Raw genomic sequence first — 20,552 nt, 5'->3', positions numbered from 1 at the left:
TATTACGGGAGAGCAAAGATGACAGCACAAACTGCAAAGTTTGTTGAAGGTTCAACGATGCGACACATACTTGTCATGTCTGGAGCTGGCTCTGTTGGGTTGATGGCATTATTTGTCGTCGATTTATTGGATATGCTCTTCATCAGTATGCTTGGCCAAGTAGAGTTGGCGGCAGCGGTTGGATTTGCGGGCACGCTGACTTTTTTCTCGACCTCGGTTTCCATCGGGACCTCGATTGCAATGGGCGCTCTCGTTTCAAAATCAATAGGAGCTAAACAGCGATTAACTGCTAGGCAGCTGAGCAGCAGTATTTTAATGACTGCGTTTGTGATCAGCTCTATCGTGACAACCGGAATGTACATCCATATTCCAGAACTGCTTGCAGCAATTGGTGCTCAAGGCGTTGCTGCTGAAAGGGCACAAGCTTATTTGCAAATCCTTTTGCCAAGCGGGCCTATTTTAGCCTTGGCGATGGCTGCTGGTGCTGGTTTAAGAGCGGCAGGTGATGCAAAGCGCTCGATGTGGGCGACACTGTCTGGTGGTATTGTTAACGCTATTCTTGACCCTATTTTCATCTTTGGTTTTGGATGGAATGTTGAAGGGGCGGCGTTTGCTTCGGTACTAGCCCGCTGCACAGTGTTGTTTTTCTCTATTTATCCCCTGATTAAGAATCATGATTTAGTATCACGACCTTCCTTTTCTGTTTGGCAATCCAATATTCGCTCAATACTGAAAATTGCATTACCCGCGATTATTACTAATGCGGCGACGCCGATAGGCAATGCGATTGTAACGACCGGCATCGCTCAATATGGTGAAGATTTTGTTGCGGGTTTTGCTGTCGTTGGGCGCCTGACCCCCGTGTGTTTTGCGGTGATTTTTGCGCTATCTGGAGCTGTAGGGCCAATAATCGGCCAGAACTTTGGCGCGGAAAGAATGGATAGGGTTAAAGAGACGCTGAATAACTCCCTGTTAGTGACCACGCTATATACCATCATTGTTTGCGCCATCTTATTCTTCCTGCAAGATTACATCGTGCTAGGGTTTAGCCTTGAAGGTGATGCCGCAATCTTAGTGGGGGCATTTTGTACCTATGTGGCTATTACTTTTATCTTTAACGGCGCGTTGTTTGTCGCGAACACTTCTTTCAATAATCTAGGTAAACCTCTTTATTCGACAGCTCTCAATTTGAGTAAAGCGACTATCGGTACGCTACCATTTGTGTATTTTGGTTCACAGTGGTTTGGAGCATTGGGTGTGCTGTATGGGCAAGCGCTGGGTAATATCATCTTCGGTATTCTTGGTGTCATCGTATTACGTCACCATATTGCTGAGCTGATGTCGGGTAGTGAAGTGGAGCTTGAAGAAGATGATGTTTCAATGACGAGTCTAAATACTCAGCCATTTTGTTCTCATGATGCAGTATTGATTGACGATGTGCCCAAAGGGCATGAAGAAACTTCCCCAACTAAGACATAAAATTCAAATATCCCCTTGACCTTGGAGCTAGCTCCAAGGTTTATACTTTAGATATCCGATAAAAGTGAAGTGTCCTATCTTTCAGTTTTTATTCTATCGGTATCGAGAGTATTAAGGAGATATATTATGTGTGCGAAACATAACGCGTGCCGTTCAAATAAAATGAATGTTAAGGCTGTGAGCCCAACAAGCTGCTCTAGCTCAAAAATTGCGAGTATTAAGGCCGAAGGCGCAACTAGCTGCGGTGCAAGTAACGAATCTACATCGAATGGTGATAGTTGTTGTGGCTCTGATGTTGGAGAAGAAGACAGTTCGTCATTAATTGGCGCAACTTCAAATACATTAACTCAAAGCTGGCAAGTCGGTGGCATGGACTGTCCTGCTTGTGCAAAAAAGATTGAAAATGCAGTTCGCAATATCGACGGTGTTATTCAGGCGAAAGTCCTTTTCGCGACCGAAAAATTAGTTGTGAATTTTAACGATCAGTCACTGTCAGAATCCATTGAGCAAGTCGCTCAAAAAGCGGGTTTCCCTCTTACTTCAAGTTCTTCTAATTCGAAACCTCAGAAGCCTACTGGCTGGTTATCAGTTCTTAAATCGAACCTGCAAATTATCGCTATTTCATTCGCGATGGTTGTGGCGGCAATGATTAAATCCCCTTATCCAGAAGCCAGTGAAATTCTCTTTACCCTTACTTGCCTATTAGGTCTCTACCCGGTTGCTAAAAAAGCGGTGCAGTTGGCTAAATCGGGGACTCCATTTGCTATAGAAACCCTAATGAGTGTTGCAGCTCTCGGCGCACTGTATTTAGGCGAGACGGTTGAAGCCGCGATGGTATTACTGTTGTTCTTAATTGGCGAAAGGTTAGAGGCATTTGCTTCATCACGGGCTAGAAGTGGTGTTAAGGCTTTAATGGCGTTAGTACCCGAAACAGCGACCAAAATAGTAAATGGCGAGCGTGTTGAATGCTCTGCGAGCGAGTTGTCTCCAGGCGATGTCATTGAAGTATCTCCAGGTTCTCGTTTGCCTGCTGATGGGCAATTAAACTCAGTGTCAGCCGCCTTTGATGAAAGCGCGCTAACTGGTGAATCGGTACCTGTCGAACACGTGAAAGGCAATAGTGTCATGGCGGGGGCTGTGGTTGTCGACCAAGTCGTGCAACTGACGATCACTTCAAAACAAGGTGAGAATGCTATTGACCGTATTTTACATCTGATTGAAGAAGCTGAGTCCCGCAAAGCGCCATTAGAACGATTCTTAGATAAGTTTAGTCGTTGGTATACGCCACTAATGATGCTGGTGGCATTACTTGTGATCATTACACCACCGCTATTATTTGCTCAGCCTTGGGAAACATGGGTATACCGTGGGCTTGCGTTACTGTTGATTGCTTGTCCATGTGCACTGGTTATTTCTACTCCAGCCGCGATCACTTCTGGGTTAGCCGCAGCAGCGAAACGTGGAGCGCTTATTAAAGGCGGCGCTGCGTTAGAGCAATTAGGCAGAATCGAAACTATCGCATTTGATAAAACAGGCACGCTAACGAAGGGTAAGCCTCAAGTGACTGATATTCAGCCTCTATCCGGCTGGGATACGAATCAGATGCTACGTGTTGTTGGTGCGATTGAAGTAGGCTCAACTCACCCTCTGGCAAAGTCTCTTGTTGAAAAAATAGAGATGATGGACGTGAAGATCCCTGATGCTCAAGATAAGAAAGCCTTAATTGGTAGTGGAGTAGAGGGTTGGGTCGACGGTATTCAATACCGAGTGCTTTCTCCATCAAAGGCAGAATTTCAACTTGCGGCAAATGTTTCTGAAACGGTTTCTACGCTAGAAGGTCAAGGAAAAACGGTTGTTATCGCATGCCAAGGTGAGCAGGTGATAGGGGTGATTGCATGGCAGGATACATTACGTGAAGATGCCAAGCAGGCCGTGGATAGTTTATCTAAGTTAGGTATCAATGCGATCATGCTTACCGGTGATAACCCACGCAGCGCCGCAGCGATCAGTGAAAAAATTGGTATTCAATACAAAGCCAGCTTGTTGCCAAGCGATAAAGTAACGTATGTAGAAAAGTTGTCTGAGCAATCACATGTTGCGATGGTGGGTGACGGCATTAACGATGCACCTGCAATGAAGACAGCAAATGTCGGCATTGCGATGGGCGGAGGTACTGACGTTGCGTTAGAGACCGCTGACTCTGCACTCACTCATAACCGATTAACTGAACTTCCGGCAATGATCGAGCTTTCTCGTGCGACAATGAACAACATTCGCCAAAACGTAACGCTAGCGCTTGGTTTGAAAGGGGTATTCTTAGTGACTAGCTTATTTGGTATTACCGGTTTATGGGTTGCAGTACTTGCAGATAGTGGTGCAACGGCTCTGGTGACTTTAAATGCGCTAAGGCTTTTGAAGTTCAAGCCCAAAACAATCAAATAGTCGCCTAAACCTGATTGAAAAGAGAGAAGCGCCCCAAGTAAGTTGTGTCTGAAAGTTACATACACTGAATTAATGTGACGAGCTTCATGTAAGCGCCTCAAGCAACCTGTTGTGTGAGGCGTTTTTTATCTCACCAATATGCAACAGAACTGCAAGATATCGCAAGAAATGTGATGCCAACCGATTTTTTGTGCAAGTTTATGATACATGACATTGTTCAGTGTGAGCGTGATCACTTCATTACCCTTTTAGGTTAGTTAAAGTGCTCTTGTACCCCACAAACTTATTATGAGCTTATCTAAGGGCGAAAACCCCACTAAGCCAAAAGGAGCAACATATGTCTCAAGCTGTTTTTCATTTAGGTATTACTGAAGCGGATCTAAACGGTGCAACGCTAGCAATCATCCCTGGTGATCCTGCGCGTGTACAAAAAATCGCAGAAATAATGGAAAACCCTGTGTTTCTAGCGAGCCATCGCGAGTACACACTTTACCGCGCTGAATTAGACGGTAAGCCTGTTGTTGTTTGTTCTACTGGTATTGGTGGTCCTTCTACATCTATCGCAGTGGAAGAGCTAGCTCAGCTTGGCGTACGTACTTTCCTACGTGTTGGTACAACTGGTGCAATCCAGCCTCACGTGAATGTTGGTGACATGATTGTTTCTACTGGTTCAGTTCGTCTAGACGGTGCAAGCCTTCACTTCGCTCCAATGGAATTCCCAGCAGTGGCTGACTTTGAAGTTGCAACGGCTATGAAAGCGGCGGTTGAAGAGTCTGGTGCGACAGTTCACACAGGTGTAACTGCATCAAGCGATACGTTCTACCCAGGTCAAGAGCGTTACGACACTTTCTCTGGCCGCGTTGTTAAGCGCTTCCAAGGTTCAATGCAAGAATGGCAAGACATGGGCGTTTTAAACTTTGAAATGGAATCAGCGACACTATTAACTATGTGTGCAAGTTCTGGACTAAAAGCAGGCTGTGTTGCAGGCGTGATCATCAACCGTACTCAAAAAGAGATTCCAGATCACGATACACTAAAAGAAACAGAAGCTCGTTCAATCAAAGTTGTAGTAGAAGCTGCTCGTAAGATGCTTTAATAGAATTTGATTCAGTGAATGAAAAACGCCCGCATCAATGATGCGGGCGTTTTGTTTTCAGTCGACTAAAGGACACAGAAATTAAATCTCTTCTTGGCCACCAGCCGCAGTAAACCAAGCTTTTAGATGTGTTTTAAGATCTTTAAGTTCATCAGGGCCAATTAAAGCAAGGCCAAGATCTTCAGCTCGAGTGATATCGTTGTGGCGAAGAGGACGGAAACTCACAAGCATGGCACGCGCTTGTAATCCACCGAGTAGATCTCTGAGCGATTCCAACTTGTATAATGTGTCATCCCCATCATCACGCATGCCTTTCGTCTTACATTCTATGATGTGGAGTTTGTTGTTAACGACCGACGCGACATCAAGCTCATTTCTAACTTCACGTTCACCTAATTGGCGATACACTTGAACATTTAGTGAGCGGTCTTGAATAGTGGGTAAATCATCTTGTATTTGCTTAACTGTGCTATGTACGAGCGTTTCAAGCCATTCGCCATTTGAGAATCGGCGAGCATCTTCATTTGCAAAGGTCAGCACTCCATTGTCGTAGGTTGCGATTTGCGCCTCGACTAAATCAGACAGCAGCATATTGAGTTCACGGTAACCTTGTTGCTTCTCTGATAGTTCAACGTCCAGCTTTTGCTCTTTTCGGCATGTCGTCGCCAAATAATTAAGCGTCGCAAGACCAGGACCCAGTTCGAGCGCGTTGCTCGCCCAACGTTCGCCAAGAGTGTATAGCTTTTCGTCAAGTTGAGGTGGCAGCTCATAGTCACTGAATTCACCACGCGCACCGAAAACGGTTAGGTAATCGGAGATGGTGATTCTGTCTTGAACTTGAGCGTCTTCTTTTTCATTCGGGTATAACCAACAAAGTTTGTCACTGTTTGGCTCTACAACAAAAATTGGCCAATGATAAGTTCTAAATACTTCATAGACCGACAGCAAACGGTGACGCAGACCACAACTTGCGTTGAGTTTGACTTCTTCTCCGCGTGCTTTTAAATCTTGTGCAAGTACTTCAATTGACTGCTTGATAAGAGAGGTATTCGCAGCAGTTGGTATCTCAAAAAACTCAGTCGTAATTTCGCGTTTTGCCAGTACCGAATGTAAGCGCAGGTACATGGATTCCTGAGTCTTATCACCAATAAATACAATATGAGTACTGATAGTGCGATTATCTAGTAGGGGAGTCACTAAGCGAATCGGATCTTGATCGATAATACCGACATGAACAGCCATAAAATTTCCTTAAAAATTGGCTCGCTCAAAAGGGAAGTAAAACGGAATAACAGCAAGCCCTAATAACCATATAATGACAGAGGGCACAAAAAACAAGGGCGACCTCGTATAAAAGTCGCCCTGATTCAAATATATATACTAATACGGGTGCGTATCCCCTTGGAATTTGCCTAGAGTTTGAACCTATGAACGAGGTCACCTTGCTGGCTGGCTAACTTAGTCAGGCTTTCACTCGCCATCGCGATAGAAGACATTGCTTGGTAGCTTGCATCAGCAATGTGGTTGATGTCTTCAATGTTACGTGCGATGTCACCGGAAGTTTCGCTTTGCTCAGCCGCCGCTTGAGAAATATGAGTACTCATATGGCTAATTTCCAATATGAGGGCTTGGATTTCTTCCATCGCGCTGTTCGCATTCGAAGCTTGTTGAACCGACATATCCATATCACTCATACAGCTTTCAATCACTTTACCCGCGACTTTGGAGCTTGATTGTAAGTTGGCAATCATGGTTTCGATTTCAGTGGTAGATTGAGTGGTGCGCTGTGCAAGTACTCGCACTTCATCGGCAACGACCGCAAATCCACGACCTTGCTCACCGGCTCGTGCGGCTTCGATTGCTGCATTGAGTGCAAGTAGGTTTGTTTGTTCAGCGATATTACGAATTACATCTAAGATTGAACCAATTTGGCTGCTCATCTTTTGAAGTTCGCCTACCGCATCGACAGACTCGTTTAAGCGTGACTCAAGCTGATTGATGGTGCTTATATTGGTATTCATGATTTGACGGCCGGACTCTGAAGCCGTTTCCACCTGTTGAACCATTTCCAAAGAACTCTGCGCGCTCTGAGCAACTTCTTGTACCGAGTGTGACATTTCTGTCATTGCTGTTGCGACGTTGGCGGTTTGCTCACGTTGCGAACTTAATTGAGATTGTGTTTGGCTAGAGGTCTTTTGGTTGGTACTCGCAGTGTCTGTAAGGTTGTCTGCGGCATCGTTTAGTTCAACCAGAATGTTGTGTAGGCTATCTGCCAACGTATTGATGTGGCCACTTACACGGCTAAATTCGTTATTGTAGCGAATCTCAATTCGCTGGGTCATATCACCTTCAGTTAATCCTTCCAGTGTAGAAAGGATACGAGTTAAAGGGTCTCTTACACTTTGAGCAATGTGGTAACCGATGGCTGCAGCAAACAATGTCACTACTACACCGATACCAATCGCATTGACTAGACCTTGGTCGTATACTTCTCCCGCTTCTACAAGCGACACATTCAGTTGTTCACCGGCTGCCGCATTGAAAGAATCAAGGATGCCCATGGCGTTATCAACTTCGACGGCAAGGTTAGCGATATTGATGTAGAGCGCTTCTTTGGCGTGTAGGTAGTTGTTGTGTTTATCTAACACACCGCCTTTCTTACCGACATCTTTACTGAATTTTTGAACAGACTCGTCAAACACTTTCTTGAGAGGAGGCAACTGAGTTGAAAGACCACGGTATGCGTAATTTAAGTGCGTTACTGCTTTCTTGTTTTTGTTTACCGCTTTTTGTACGAATTCAATGTCTGAACTTGCAAGTGCATCTGAAGTGATCATTTCAGCATCTTTCAATTTAATGAAGTAGCTTTTTGCCATCACTTTCACTGAGATACTAGATTGGTCATCGACATACTCTTTCATGCCAATGCTTAATTCGGAGTGAAGCCTTTGGAAGTCACGTGCTGCCTTTTGTACTTGAGCTTGAGCAACAAACATCGCTTCGTAGTTGTCCATGGCTTCAGCAGCTTCGGTAAAGTAGCGTTGCTCCATTTCTCTTAATTGCGTGATACGTTCAAGTAGCGCCGTATCATTAGCACTTGCGGCTTCTAGCTGAGAAAGTGTGTTAGCAAAGTTTTCTTGTGATACGCCAAACTCGCTGCGCATGGCAGTCATTCTTTCACTGCTTTGGGTAGTAAGGAAATCTTTGAAAGACTTATCGGCTGAAAGGAGCTGAACGCTCGTTTGGTTTGAAAGAGAGACCAAAGGTAATGAAGTATTAGAGACGCTTTCAAAGTTTTTGTGTATCTGATTCATGCTATTCATCATGATAGTAATCGTGATAGCAAACATGATGATGATCAGTGCAAAACCCGCGTACATACGCTTAATCACTGAACCCTTCATAGAACTCTCCCTGTAGAAAATATAAATTTACTGCATGTCTTAAGAAATTAACAAAACTATCAGGATTGTATTCAGTTTGTGATGCACATTTTATGACGCACTCTGCAAAAATAGTTAGAGGCTTTCACTGAATAGTAATCATTCCTAGTGAACAGTGTTTTTTATTGAGCTTTACTGTTGCATAGCGCATACTCTAGAGCGAATAAATTATAAAGAATCAGTGGAGATAAAAATGGCTGAAGAAACCATCTTTACCAAGATCATTAACAAAGAAATTCCTGCCGACTTGCTGTACCAAGATGACTTAGTGACTGCATTTCGTGATATCAATCCTCGTGCTCCAAGTCACATTCTGATCATCCCTAACAAGCTCATCCCTACAACCAATGATGTTGAAGTTGAGGATGAAGCGATGATGGGCAGAATGTTCACTGTTGCTAAAAAGCTCGCTAAAGAAGAAGGCATTGCTGAAGATGGTTACCGATTGATCGTGAACTGTAATTCTCACGGTGGGCAAGAGGTTTACCATATTCATATGCATCTAGTAGGTGGTCGCCCACTAGGTCCTCTTTTAATGAGTTAGCCTCCGTTTGTAATGAACGTTTGCAGTATTTTTCGACGAACAACCATTCGTAAATTAAATATTGCGACGGCTGCCTAACTTTTCTCTGTATGTGTTGTCCTAACTGGCAGATGTAAAGTGGGTAGCCTTTTAAGGCGGTAAGTCAGCAATAGTGAAGAAGTAAATAAGCGTGAGGGAAATTGGTGAAGCGAAAAATTAGATTAGCTTCCATTGCGATGATGTCAGCTGTTGTGACCGGGTGTGCCAGTTTATCCGCAGGCAACTTATTTAGTCATTACAGCGCACAAAATCAATCTGTCTATCAAGCAGTAAAAGCAGGACAGTATAGTGAGGCTCAACAAGCGCTTCCTGATTACGTAGCGGGTGATATTCTCGATAATTTTGAGAAAGGACGGATTAACTTTTTGGATCAGCAATATCCAGAGAGTAAAGCGGCGTTTGAATCAGCAGATACAGCGGTGAGGGTTCAACAAGACAAAGCGGTGATTTCAGTGTCAGATTCAGCATCAAGCGTTGGTGCTCTGGCGGTAAATGACAATATTACCGAGTATACGCCATCGGATTATGAATTAGGCTTCTTGCATTTGTATCTGGGTTTGAATTACCTAAAGAAAAATGATTTGGAAGGTGCTGTCGTAGAAATGCGCCGAGCTAACCAAGTTCAAGAGAGAGCCAAGCAAGAGCGAGAGCGTGAATTACGCTCTGCTGAAAAAGATATTCGCGCTCAAGGTCTGTCAGCAAACTTAGGCAGTGTACTGTCAAACTACCCTGATGCAGGCAAAAAATTACAAGCCGTCCAGAACGCCTATTTAATGTATTTATCTGGCTTGCTTTACGAAGCATCTCGAGATTTGAACAGTGCTTATGTGGATTACCGACGTGCACTTGCCGTAATGCCAGAGAATCAGCAAATCATTGAACGCACAATGGCAGTCGCCAAGCGTTTGGGAATGCAGCAGGACTTAGCAAAATTAGAGAAACGTTATGGGAAGTTAACTTCCGCAGCATCGGGTAAAGGTCGTGTAATTGTTCTTCAAGAGCAAGGTGTAGTCAATGCAAAGGATAGTTGGCGTCTGGATTTACCTGTTTATGACAGTCGAGACAATGGCGCAATATATTCTTTAGCGCTGCCATATTATAAGAAGCAGACCAAGCAAACTTTTGCCCCGATAAAGTTAGATGGTAAGTCGTTGTCTGAAGATGTGCTGACCAATATTAATGTGATGGCGGAAAATGATTTGTCTGAACGTATGCCAAGCATTGTTATTCGACAAGCGCTACGAGTTGTCGCTAAAGATCGCATTCGAAAAGAAACAGCAAAAGGCGACGATGTTGGTAACTTGCTTTTAAATGTATGGAATACATTAACTGAGCAACCTGACACGCGTAGCTGGCAGTCGTTGCCGGGGATGGTCTATAGCAGCAGTTCGGAAGTGACCGCTGGCAATCACACGCTGAACATTGGTGAACAGAGTTATGAATTCGAAGTTCGAGAAGATCAGACGACATTAGTTTGGGTTTCTCGACAAGGGCAGAATGCTACAAGTTGGCATAAGCAGCTGGGGAGATTGTAATGAAAAAATGGTTAATTGGCTTAGTGGCATTAATTGCACTAGCGGGTTGTGCTGATAATACAGCGGGCGTCAGAGTGGATAGCTTGACTCAAAAAGTATTCTTTGGTGACAGAGTTTTGGGCAGCCGACTACTTATTGATGACATTTCGACGGATCAAGTTGATGGGCATACTCGTGGCTTAGTGCGAGTAACAAGCAACTACAAAGCGAATCAAAATGTTCTTTACCGCTTTTATTGGTACGACGATGCTGGATTAGAAGTGAATACGAAACAGGGACCTTGGCGACAAGCGGTAGTCTATGGCTTCGAAAGTATCACTTTATCTGAAGTTTCGGTGAACCCGAATGGGACTCAATTCCGAGTTCAGATAAGAGAAGAATAATTGTTTATTACTTACGTCTACGAAGTTCGTGTGGACGTTATTCAAATTTTTAGTGAGTCTTAACACGCGGTTTTAAGCAATGTTAAGCGTTGAGGAAGAAAAATGAAAAAGAGTGTCATTGCATTATTAGGCCTGGCTGTCATCCTTGGTGGCTGTTCAAACAAAGTAAGTTACGGTGATGCGCAAGCAGTCGAAACCACTACTATTGATTTCGGCTCAACTGACTTACAGCGTATCGCGGGTGAAATGGTAGACAGCATGATGGCGTCAGGCTCAGTTGCTTACATTACTCGTGAACAGCGTCCGATTGTGTTTGTAGAACGTATTAAGAACAAAACCAGTGAACATATCGATACAGAATCGATTACTGATTCTATCAGCACTAAAATGTTGAACTCTGGAAAATTCCGTTTCGTTGATATGGACCGCGTCGAGTCTGTCCGTGAGCAGCTGAACTTCCAAAACAATGATGAATTGGTTAACCAAAGCTCAGCGATTCAGTTTGGTAAAATGGTAGGTGCTCAGTATATGCTGTATGGCAACCTATCTAGCATTGTGAAAAATGCAGGAAGCGATAAAGACGTTTACTACAAAATGACAATGCGCTTGATGGATTTAGAGACTGGCTTAATTGAATGGGCTGACGAAACAGAAATCCGCAAGCAAGAGTCGAAGAGCCTTCTTGGCCTATAGATTGCTTTAAATGAAAGACCAATAGGATAACAAGGAGTCATCTATGGCGATTTTTGCCTGGCCTGAAGCGAAGCAACTAGACGATAGCTTAAGTTCTTTGGATGACTTTTTTGATATCCCACCAGTGGGCGTGCAAACGCTCACTGGTGGACTCACCAATCGATGTTGGAAGCTAGTTTCCGCCGATGGTCATGCTTATGTCTGGCGGCCAACTACGTTTATCACCCAAGCCTTCTCTATTACCCGTCACCAAGAGTATCAAATTCTTTCCGCCATAGAGCCTTTACAACTAGGCCCTAGGCCCGTCGTGATTAATGATAAGGGTCTGCTTGTTGATTGGATCGATGGGGAAACACTGTATGAAAATGTAGATTTGGATAACTTGCTAAGAACGGCAGTTTCTGTCCACCATGTGAATACGGCTCGTCTCCCTTTAACCCCTTTTAGTTTTACTGCAAGAGTTGACCATTATTGGTTTCAGCTCGATGAGCAGCATCGCCTGGAAGACTATCGAGAAATTTACCAACAGTGGCGTTCGGCGCCTAACGTGAAAGATGTTGGTCTAGCCTTATGCCATTTTGATTTAGGTGGATATAACCTAGTTAGGAATGAACAGGGAATAAAAATCATTGACTGGGAATACGCAGCACTTGCTGATCCTAGACTAGACCTGATTCTTACCATTCAAGCGTCACAGAAGCCAATGCTTGAATCCGTTTACCGATATTGTCAATTGAAAGGCATCGATGACGTTGATGCGTGGGTAGAGGGTGCAAAAGCGTGGCAGCCTCGTAGTCAGATGATGGCTATGTTGTGGTATTTACTGGCGCATCAGTTGTGGGGTGATGCTCATTACTTACAAGAAGCGGAAGCTCTAAAGGCTGCATTATGCAGTTAGGATCACTGTTTAGACACTCGATGACACTAAATCGACATCGCTGCCTTTAAAACCCTAGCTTTCGTGGTAGATTTATCGAATCCGTACCAGCATTCAAAAAGGGAGGTACAATGATTATTTATTTACATGGCTTTGACTCGACGAGCCCTGGTAATCACGAAAAAATTCTACAGCTACAATTTATTGATGATGATGTTCGTTTCATTAATTACAGCACACTACATCCGAAGCACGACATGCAGCACTTGCTCAAAGAAGTCCATAAAGTGATCGGGCAATCTGATGATCCAAACCCAATTATCTGTGGTGTTGGGCTCGGTGGTTACTGGTCTGAGCGTATTGGCTTTTTGTGTGGTATCAAGCAGGTGATTTTTAACCCGAACCTACACCCAGAAAAGAACATGGTAGGTCGCATTGACCGCCCTGAAGAATACGAAGATATTGCAACAAAATGTGTTGAGCAATATAGAACGAAAAACAAGAGTCGATGTTTGGTCGTGTTGTCTCGTGAAGATGAAGTTCACGATAATAGTAAAACTGCGGAAGAGCTTGAGCGATTTTATGAAGTCGTTTGGGATGAAAAAGAGTCCCATAAATTCAAGAAGATCTCTCAGCATCTACAAGCGATGAAAGCGTTTAAAGACGCTTAACTTTATCGACTCAAGAATGCTCAGTGACCACCTTAAATAGGTGAACACTGAGTTTTTTTGCCTGAAACTCGCAAGTGCTGCAAATTCCAACGAAACCTCAGAACTATTAAGGATTTTTGTTGCGGACATCGAATTGCTCTATATAATGTTCGATAACAAAATAATTTGATAAATATCAAAAAAAATTGAGAGCGAGTAATAAACTTGCCCATATTTTGTGCGATGTCCCCAAGGCGCACACTTTTAATTTGTATAACGTGAATGTGAATCTTCGACGTATTCGTTGATTTTATGCCCTCTCACTGCCCCAAAGCTGGACAGTTAAGAAAAAGAATTTATCGGTTGGAGTGATCGAGCCGAACCCCATTTATTCATTTTTGTAGAGGATTGTCATTGTGACAAAAATTATCGTTGTAGGCGGTGGTGCTGGTGGTTTAGAACTAGCAACCAAATTAGGCCGCACTCTAGGGCGAAAAAACCGCGCTCAAATTACCCTTGTCGACCGTAAAGCAAGCCACTTGTGGAAACCTTTGTTACATGAAGTTGCGACGGGTTCTCTAGATGAAGGTGTTGATGCTCTTAGTTACCGAGCTCACGCTAAAAACCACCACTTTGACTTCCAAATGGGCAGCTTAGAAGACATCAATCGTGATCGTAAAGTGATTGTATTAAGCGAGCTTAAAGACGAAGCGGGCGAGTTGCTAATGCCAAGCCGTGAGCTTGAATACGACATCCTTGTTCTTGCGATTGGCTCTACTTCTAATGATTTCAACACTCCTGGTGTTCGTGATAACTGTATTTTCTTAGATAGCCCAGAACAAGCTCACCGTTTCCGTACTGAAATGAATAACCAGTTCTTGAAGCTTCACGCAAAGAATGGTCATGGCACAGTTGATATTGCGATTGTAGGTGCTGGTGCGACGGGTGTTGAGCTTTCGGCTGAACTACACAATGCAGTTAAAGAACTTCGAACTTATGGTTTTGGAGATCTTGACTCGAGCAAACTTAATGTAAGCCTTGTTGAAGCGGGTGAGCGTATTCTTCCTGCATTACCACCGCGCATCTCAAGTGCAGCGCACTCTGAACTGACAAAGCTTGGTGTGAATGTGCGTACCGCGACAATGGTCACTCAAGCGGATGCTGACGGCTTAACCACCAAAGACGGCGAAAAAGTACCGGCGCAAATTATGGTTTGGGCAGCAGGTATTAAGGCTCCTGACTTTATGAAAGATATCGGCGGGCTTGAAAGCAACCGTATTAACCAGCTAGTGGTTAACGAGAAGCTTCAAACGACGCGCGATGAAGATATTTTTGTTATTGGTGACTTAGCACAGTGCACTCAAGCTGATGGTTCATTTGTTCCTCCTCGTGCTCAAGCTGCACACCAAATGGCAAGTTGTGCATTCAGCAACATTATCGCTAAGTTAAACGGCCGTGAGCTAAAGGCTTATATATACAAAGATAAAGGCTCACTGGTTTCTCTAAGCCGTTTCTCAACCGTTGGTAGCTTAATGGGTAACTTGACCAAAGGTTCGATGATGGTAGAAGGACGCATAGCACGTGTTGTGTATATTTCTCTGTACCGTATGCACCAAATGGCTCTGCACGGTGTGGTAAAAACTGCATTAATGATGTTAGTTGGGCGTATTAACCGAGTACTACGACCTAATTTGAAACTGCACTAATTCTTGCTGTAGATATGAAAATGGCAAAGGGCTCTTAGATAGAGCCCTTTTTGATATCCAACAAAAATTTTAGCCTAGGGGATGATTGAGAAAACGACACCATCTTTGGGCTTATTGTTAAAAATAAACCGATTTTTTGCGATGCATTCCTTTTCAGCTCCGCACTTCTCGATAAGCGCTTGGCTTGGTAAGTTTTCAGGATCACAAACGATCTCTAACCTTGATAGTTTGAGCTGCGAAAAGCAGAAATCAAACAAAGCTTCCATGGCTTCTTTTGCAATACCCTTCCGTTGGTATTCATCCCCAACCCAGTAGCCGAGACTTGCCATGTTAAATGTGTGATAGAGCTCATTGATAGCCACCATCCCAAGTAGTTTTCTGCTGTTTTTCTCGAAGACACCGAAGCCAAATGCTTCTGCTTTTACCCAGTTTAGACGAGTGGCCAAAATAAACTTGTTCGCTTCATCAAGGGTATAATCGGGGTGACACCAATCAACCCATGGGTAGAGCGATGGTGAGTTCTGGATTAATGACGTAAAAACGGGAGCATCTTCCGCCTCTATGATACGCAATGCTAATCGCTTTGTGAGAATGTGAAAGTCTGGACTCATGGGCTCCCCAATAAAAACGCCCTCTATAGAAGAGGGCGATCCTAATCATTATAGAACGCTTACTGTTCAGCGACTCGGCGTACTTGAATAATCATGCCTAAAAGTGGGTGATCTAGGTAGTGTGTTTCCGTACTACGCATGCGTCGCTTCTGGTCCATACGGTAGCTTTTTAGGAATTCTTCAACTTCAACCGTAGGGCTCACTTCAGTAAGGTTACCGACTTGAATTGTACTATCAGCGTCACTGACTGGAGAGTCCAATTCAATGGTTTGATCTTGGAGCGTAATTTCGCGGACACTTGGTGCTTTTAAATCTAGTGTCGTTTCAGTATATAGGTAGTGCTGAACGTAGATTTGCAGTTTGCCATCAAGTTCGTAAAGAGGAGCATCGATGGTTTCTTCTGAGATATCCGCGCTTGTGGTGTCTAATACGACTTTTTCAGAGCCATCAATGTTGAATTTTTTAGAGTAATCTTTACCTGCTTGGATATGAAAAACAGGAGCGGCTGCTTTTCCTTCATCGCCTTGTCGCCAAGCTGTGTGAAGTAGCACTTTAAACCCTGCGTGTTTTTTCAAGGATTCTTTTTGCTCGGTCATTGCATACTCAGAGTAAGGGAGCATTTTGACGTTTTTCTTTTGGCGATATTCAGCATCCTGGAATGAACCGACTCGAGTTAGGTTAATTTCAGGTAGGGTATTTGGCCAAGACTCATTCATTTTTTCGGCATCTACCGCGCGTTTAAAAATGATCACTTCAATATCAAACTGTCTTTGAGCCAGACTTGGCATTGAAACCATCAACAGTAGAAGTGGTATCAGTTTTTTCATTGCTACTCCATTTTCTGGTCAACCTAGGCAGGCTGACCAGAGTCATTATTCTTAATCAGAAGCGGATTACTTGGAAGGTAATAAGTTCTGTCTAAATTCGCTTAGCAGATCGCCAACAAATTGAATTCTCTTGCGTCTATCTACCAATGGTACCGTAAACTTAAATTTGGTTGGACCTTCCATTGCAAATTTTTGGGGTTGCGACTGCAATAGTTTAACCAGATATGTTGGATTTATGTCAGCATCAGGGTAGAACTCTAAGAATCCGCCTTTATCGTGAGCCTCAATCTTCTTAGCTTTGATACTTGCTGCAGCAATCTTCAGTTCTGATACAGAAATGAGGTTTTTGGTTGCATCAGGCAGCACGCCAAAGCGATCGATGAGCTCTACTTTCAGTTCGGCAAGTTCATCGGTATCACCAACGCTCGCAATACGTTTGTACATTGAAAGGCGAGTATTAATATCCGGAATGTAGTCATCTGGAAGCAGAGCTGGTAATCGCATTTCAATCTCTGTTTGCTCTCTTAGAAGGTCATCCAAAGATGGCTCTTTCCCTTCTTTTAATGCTTCAACGGCTTGTTCTAACATTTCCATGTATAAGGTAAAACCAACCGATTGAATTTGACCACTTTGCTCATCTCCTAGCAGCTCACCTGCGCCACGTATTTCTAAATCGTGAGTTGCTAAGGTAAAGCCTGCGCCCAAGTCTTCTAGCGACGCAATTGCATCTAAACGCTTGATGGCATCTTTGGTCATCGCTTTAGGGTGAGGCGTTAATAAGTAGGCATAAGCTTGATGGTGAGAACGACCAACACGGCCGCGCAGTTGGTGCAATTGCGCTAAGCCCAGGTTATCTGCACGGTCCATGATGATCGTGTTTGCTGTGGGAACATCAATACCAGTTTCAATAATGGTGGTACAAACCAACAAGTTAAAACGCTGATGATAGAAATCGTTCATGATGCGCTCAAGCTCGCGTTCACGCATTTGACCGTGCGCTACGGTAACACGAGCTTCAGGAATGAGTTTTTCTAAGTCTGCAGCAACTTTTTCGATAGTGTCGACTTGGTTATGCAAGAAGTAAACTTGACCACCACGCATGATTTCACGTAAGACAGCTTCACGCACGACAGCATCATCACTCTCACGAACAAAAGTTTTGATTGCTAAGCGACGAGCGGGTGGCGTAGCAATAATGGATAAGTCACGCATACCACTCATTGCCATATTAAGCGTTCTAGGAATTGGCGTTGCCGTGAGTGTAAGGATGTCGACATCTGCTCGCATCGCCTTTACTTTTTCTTTTTGGCGCACACCAAAGCGGTGTTCCTCATCGACGACCAATAAGCCAAGGTCTTTAAATTTAATGTCGCTTGAAAGCAGTTTATGTGTGCCAACCACAATATCGACTTTGCCGTCAGAGACATCCTGCAAGATCTGCTTCTGTTCTTTGGCTGATTTAAATCGAGATAACACTTCGACGCGAATTGGCAGGTTTGCGAATCGGTCACGGAAGTTCTCGAAGTGTTGCTGAGCCAGCAAGGTTGTCGGAACTAATACGGCCACTTGCTTTTCATTATTGGTACAGACGAAAGCGGCACGCATTGCGACTTCTGTTTTACCAAAACCTACATCACCACACACTAAGCGATCCATGGCTTTGGGTTGGCACATATCAGACATGACGGCGTTAATCGCCATCGCTTGGTCGTCAGTTTCTTCAAATGGAAAGCCCGATTTGAAGGTGGCGTATTGCCCACGGTCTAGCACAAATTTGTAGCCAGGCTTCAGTTCTCGCTTGGCATAGACATCGAGTAGTTCGGCTGCGACATCTCTGACTTTTTCGGCAGCGCGTTTACGCGCTTTTGTCCAAGCCTCTCCACCGAGTTTATGTAACGGAGCAGACTCTTCAGCGCCACCTGAGTAACGGCCAATCAGGTTTAATGAAGCTACGGGAACATATAGCTTAGCGTCGTTTTGATACTCTAAGGTCACGTATTCGGTGGTCAGACCGCCGGCCTCAAGAGTTTGCAGCCCGATGTAGCGACCAATACCGTGGTCGATATGTACAACAGGTTGTCCCGGCTTGAGTTCAGCAAGGTGACGAATGACGGTGTCGCTGTTGACACTTTTTTTGTCTTTCTTACGGCGTTGTACAACGCGATCACCTAGTAAATCGCTCTCACAAATAAATGCAATATTTTGCTCGGTATGAATAAATCCGTGCTCGGCAGAACCAAGTACTAGGAGATACTTGTCTTCGGCAGTGAGTGCATCTTGTAAGCAAGAAATTGGTTGAGGGCGAACTTTGATGGCTTGCAGTAATTCTGTAAGTGCTTCACGACGGCCTTCTGACTCGACCGAAAATACGACTTTACCGTTAAATGTCTCGGTGAACTTTCTTAGGTTCGCAAGCGGTTCTTTGTTTTGATGCTGTGCGCCAAGCTCTGGCAATGCTGTTACTGGTAGATTGGTTCTGCCCTGCTTCGATTCAATCTCATCGGTGCTGAGTTGCACTTGCGCTTTTTGTTTGAAGTGACCAAACAGCTCATCTTTTTTAAGCCAAAGCTGATCTGGTGTTAATAGAGGACGTAGTGGATCAACTTTTCTTTGTTCATAGCGGTGCTCGACATCATTGAGGAATGTGTCGACAGCGGATTCGACATCACCTAATACAAGAAGTTGGGTGTCATCAGCGATATAGTCAAAAAGTGTTTCTGTTTCTTCAAAAAACAGTGGCTGCCAATACTCAATTCCGGCAGGCCATGTCCCTTTTGATACTTGCATGTAGACAGACTCTGGCTCACGGCGAGCATCAAACTGCTGGCGCCAACGAATTCTAAAGTCTTCGATTGCGGATTCAGAAGTTGGGAATTCGTGCGCAGGCAACAAGCGTATTTCAGCAATGTCTTCAATGGAGCGTTGGTTTTCTGGGTCAAATGTTCGAATGCTGTCGATTTCATCATCAAAAAAGTCTATTCGGTATGGATCGTTGCTACCCATAGGGAATAGGTCAAGAATTGACCCTCGACTCGCATACTCGCCAGGCCCAAATACTTGGTCAACATAACGGTAGCCAGACTTTTCTAACTGCAGGCGAAGCTTTTCTAGCGAAAAATTGTCACCGTTCTTCACCATCAAAGTATGTTGCATCAAAAAGTCACGAGGAGACTGACGTTGCAATAGGGTACTGATTGGGACGATAGTGATGCCATCGGTTTGTGTTGGCAACGCGTACAAGCGCGCGATACGATCCGAAATGATCTCTTGGTGAGGTGAAAAACTATCGTAAGGTAAGGTTTCCCAATCCGGGAAAAGTGCAACGTCCTGAGTAGTAAATTGTTCGATTTCAGCTTGTAGCTTTAGAGCAATTTGAGGGTCTGGCACTGCAATTAGAGTATGGCTAGGGTGTTGAGTTGCCAATTCAGCAATAGACAGAGCCAAAGAAGAGCCAACTAAGTTGCCAAGTGATTTTTTATCACCAGCACCTTTCGGCTTTGGCAAAGTAAGAATAGTGGTATTGGTCATGATGATTTATTTGTTGTCGCGATCGAGTGAGCGTTGGCGAAGTAATTTTTGTTGTTGGTGAAGTGCGGCCTTGATCAATAAATCTTGGTCGGCATCGCGCAATGAAATATACTTTAAATTCACTTCATAGCCTGCGTCTTTTTCTTTGCATTCTGTTACTTCTGCATAGCAATAAATCGCAGCGGCAGGGTATTCCAAAAAGAGTTTCGCCCTTACTTTCATCCCTGTCTGGACTGGCGAAGACGCACTGTAAGAAAATTGGCTGGCACCAAACGTATACGTGTGAGTTCTAAACTGAGCTTCATCTTGTTGTGCCAACATAAAGCTCAGTAATAAATTGAGTTTGGAGTTTTGAGTATCCAACAAATTGATGACATGTTTCAGATCGCTGTTCTTGAGCTCTAGTCTTGCGCTGTCTGCCATTAAGTCTAGTTGGCTGAATTCACTCGCGACGATAAAAGGGGCTGGAATTTCAGCTTCGAACTGCTGTTGAGTCGGTAAAATAAAGTCTTGAGCAAGGGGCTCAATGTTGACGGTAAGACTATGGTGAACCGTGAAAAACTCTTGTTCTGTCATGCTTGGGTTCCTTGGATATTTCTATTGATTATCGCCATGTGGGCTAAGTAATCAAGGTTCGTAGCACTAATTGACTTATTTGACTGGATATTTTCAATTTAGACCTACAAAGTGAGTAGAATT

At 44.0% G+C, this 20,552-nt stretch carries 16 protein-coding genes; 10 read left to right on the top strand and 6 right to left on the bottom strand.

Going from position 1 to position 20,552, the window contains the following annotated elements:
* The first annotated feature begins 18 nt into the window (after positions 1-18).
* From ACHUFI_RS05700 to udp, 3 genes are all read left to right on the top strand, one after another.
* Complete coding sequence (locus ACHUFI_RS05700) at positions 19-1,479, top strand: MATE family efflux transporter (protein WP_394247380.1); 1,461 nt, start codon at positions 19-21, stop codon at positions 1,477-1,479.
* A gap of 126 nt (positions 1,480-1,605) precedes the next feature.
* Positions 1,606-3,921 carry a zinc/cadmium/mercury/lead-transporting ATPase gene (locus ACHUFI_RS05695; RefSeq protein WP_394247379.1) on the top strand — a complete coding sequence of 772 codons (2,316 nt, stop codon included), beginning with the start codon at positions 1,606-1,608 and terminating at the stop codon, positions 3,919-3,921.
* A 337-nt stretch (positions 3,922-4,258) separates the two neighbouring features.
* Entirely contained in the window at positions 4,259-5,017 is a 759-nt protein-coding gene (gene udp, locus ACHUFI_RS05690; RefSeq protein WP_137355823.1) for a uridine phosphorylase, read from the top strand.
* Positions 5,018-5,098: 81 nt separating this feature from the next.
* Here udp and ACHUFI_RS05685 read toward each other — a convergent pair whose 3' ends face one another.
* Entirely contained in the window at positions 5,099-6,259 is a 1,161-nt protein-coding gene (locus tag ACHUFI_RS05685; RefSeq protein WP_394247378.1) for a DUF1887 family protein, read from the bottom strand.
* 170 nt (positions 6,260-6,429) lie between these two features.
* The gene (locus tag ACHUFI_RS05680; RefSeq protein ID WP_394247377.1) at positions 6,430-8,421 is read right to left on the bottom strand and encodes a methyl-accepting chemotaxis protein; all 1,992 of its coding nucleotides are present in this window, start codon (positions 8,419-8,421) and stop codon (positions 6,430-6,432) included.
* Between the two features lie 232 nt (positions 8,422-8,653).
* On the opposite strand from ACHUFI_RS05680, the gene hinT reads away from it, so the two are divergent.
* From hinT to ACHUFI_RS05645, 7 genes are all read left to right on the top strand, one after another.
* Complete coding sequence (hinT, locus tag ACHUFI_RS05675; RefSeq protein WP_394247376.1) at positions 8,654-9,004, top strand: purine nucleoside phosphoramidase; 351 nt, start codon at positions 8,654-8,656, stop codon at positions 9,002-9,004.
* Between the two features lie 215 nt (positions 9,005-9,219).
* Entirely contained in the window at positions 9,220-10,578 is a 1,359-nt protein-coding gene (locus ACHUFI_RS05670; protein WP_394247541.1) for a COG3014 family protein, read from the top strand.
* Complete coding sequence (locus ACHUFI_RS05665) at positions 10,578-10,961, top strand: YcfL family putative periplasmic lipoprotein (RefSeq protein ID WP_394247375.1); 384 nt, start codon at positions 10,578-10,580, stop codon at positions 10,959-10,961. The genes ACHUFI_RS05670 and ACHUFI_RS05665 overlap by 1 nt, the downstream gene beginning before the upstream one ends.
* A 102-nt stretch (positions 10,962-11,063) precedes the next feature.
* On the top strand, positions 11,064-11,654 hold the full coding sequence (gene lpoB, locus ACHUFI_RS05660; RefSeq protein ID WP_394247374.1) for a penicillin-binding protein activator LpoB: 591 nt from the start codon (positions 11,064-11,066) through the stop codon (positions 11,652-11,654).
* Positions 11,655-11,697: 43 nt separating this feature from the next.
* Positions 11,698-12,552 (top strand): phosphotransferase, encoded by an 855-nt coding sequence (locus ACHUFI_RS05655; RefSeq protein WP_394247373.1) that lies wholly within the window; start codon positions 11,698-11,700, stop codon positions 12,550-12,552.
* Between the two features lie 110 nt (positions 12,553-12,662).
* A complete protein-coding gene (gene ycfP, locus ACHUFI_RS05650; protein ID WP_394247372.1) occupies positions 12,663-13,202 on the top strand; it encodes an alpha/beta hydrolase YcfP in 540 nt (179 codons plus the stop codon).
* 395 nt (positions 13,203-13,597) lie between these two features.
* Positions 13,598-14,887, top strand: a complete 1,290-nt coding sequence (locus tag ACHUFI_RS05645) for an NAD(P)/FAD-dependent oxidoreductase (protein ID WP_394247371.1) — start codon at positions 13,598-13,600, stop codon at positions 14,885-14,887.
* Positions 14,888-14,961: 74 nt separating this feature from the next.
* Here the strand turns inward: ACHUFI_RS05645 and ACHUFI_RS05640 are convergent, their stop codons facing one another.
* From ACHUFI_RS05640 to ACHUFI_RS05625, 4 genes are all read right to left on the bottom strand, one after another.
* Positions 14,962-15,498: a GNAT family N-acetyltransferase gene (locus tag ACHUFI_RS05640; RefSeq protein ID WP_394247370.1), complete on the bottom strand. Its 537-nt coding sequence runs from the start codon at positions 15,496-15,498 to the stop codon at positions 14,962-14,964.
* 59 nt (positions 15,499-15,557) lie between these two features.
* Positions 15,558-16,325, bottom strand: a complete 768-nt coding sequence (locus ACHUFI_RS05635) for a peptidoglycan binding protein CsiV (RefSeq protein ID WP_394247369.1) — start codon at positions 16,323-16,325, stop codon at positions 15,558-15,560.
* Between the two features lie 66 nt (positions 16,326-16,391).
* Positions 16,392-19,853 carry a transcription-repair coupling factor gene (gene mfd / locus ACHUFI_RS05630; protein ID WP_394247368.1) on the bottom strand — a complete coding sequence of 1,154 codons (3,462 nt, stop codon included), beginning with the start codon at positions 19,851-19,853 and terminating at the stop codon, positions 16,392-16,394.
* A 6-nt stretch (positions 19,854-19,859) separates the two neighbouring features.
* Positions 19,860-20,429, bottom strand: coding sequence for a PilZ domain-containing protein (locus ACHUFI_RS05625; protein WP_394247367.1), 570 nt, complete (start codon positions 20,427-20,429; stop codon positions 19,860-19,862).
* Between the last annotated feature and the right edge of the window lie 123 nt (positions 20,430-20,552).

The organism is Vibrio profundi (genome assembly GCF_043642225.1).
In the GTDB taxonomy this organism is placed as follows: Bacteria; Pseudomonadota; Gammaproteobacteria; order Enterobacterales; family Vibrionaceae; genus Vibrio; species Vibrio profundi_A.
This window is presented reverse-complemented; position numbering and strand designations above follow the sequence as displayed.

Bases quoted from the DNA above. Each gene is read 5' to 3' on its own strand.
- hinT (WP_394247376.1), top strand. From the start codon at position 8,654: ATGGCTGAAGAAACCATCTTTACCAAGATCATTAACAAAGAAATTCCT.
- ycfP (WP_394247372.1), top strand. From the start codon at position 12,663: ATGATTATTTATTTACATGGCTTTGACTCGACGAGCCCTGGTAATCAC.
- udp (WP_137355823.1), top strand. From the start codon at position 4,259: ATGTCTCAAGCTGTTTTTCATTTAGGTATTACTGAAGCGGATCTAAAC.
- ACHUFI_RS05625 (WP_394247367.1), bottom strand. From the start codon at position 20,429: ATGACAGAACAAGAGTTTTTCACGGTTCACCATAGTCTTACCGTCAAC.
- mfd (WP_394247368.1), bottom strand. From the start codon at position 19,853: ATGACCAATACCACTATTCTTACTTTGCCAAAGCCGAAAGGTGCTGGT.
- ACHUFI_RS05670 (WP_394247541.1), top strand. From the start codon at position 9,220: ATGATGTCAGCTGTTGTGACCGGGTGTGCCAGTTTATCCGCAGGCAAC.
- ACHUFI_RS05635 (WP_394247369.1), bottom strand. From the start codon at position 16,325: ATGAAAAAACTGATACCACTTCTACTGTTGATGGTTTCAATGCCAAGT.
- ACHUFI_RS05700 (WP_394247380.1), top strand. From the start codon at position 19: ATGACAGCACAAACTGCAAAGTTTGTTGAAGGTTCAACGATGCGACAC.
- ACHUFI_RS05685 (WP_394247378.1), bottom strand. From the start codon at position 6,259: ATGGCTGTTCATGTCGGTATTATCGATCAAGATCCGATTCGCTTAGTG.
- ACHUFI_RS05655 (WP_394247373.1), top strand. From the start codon at position 11,698: ATGGCGATTTTTGCCTGGCCTGAAGCGAAGCAACTAGACGATAGCTTA.
- ACHUFI_RS05665 (WP_394247375.1), top strand. From the start codon at position 10,578: ATGAAAAAATGGTTAATTGGCTTAGTGGCATTAATTGCACTAGCGGGT.
- ACHUFI_RS05640 (WP_394247370.1), bottom strand. From the start codon at position 15,498: ATGAGTCCAGACTTTCACATTCTCACAAAGCGATTAGCATTGCGTATC.
- ACHUFI_RS05695 (WP_394247379.1), top strand. From the start codon at position 1,606: ATGTGTGCGAAACATAACGCGTGCCGTTCAAATAAAATGAATGTTAAG.
- ACHUFI_RS05680 (WP_394247377.1), bottom strand. From the start codon at position 8,421: ATGAAGGGTTCAGTGATTAAGCGTATGTACGCGGGTTTTGCACTGATC.
- lpoB (WP_394247374.1), top strand. From the start codon at position 11,064: ATGAAAAAGAGTGTCATTGCATTATTAGGCCTGGCTGTCATCCTTGGT.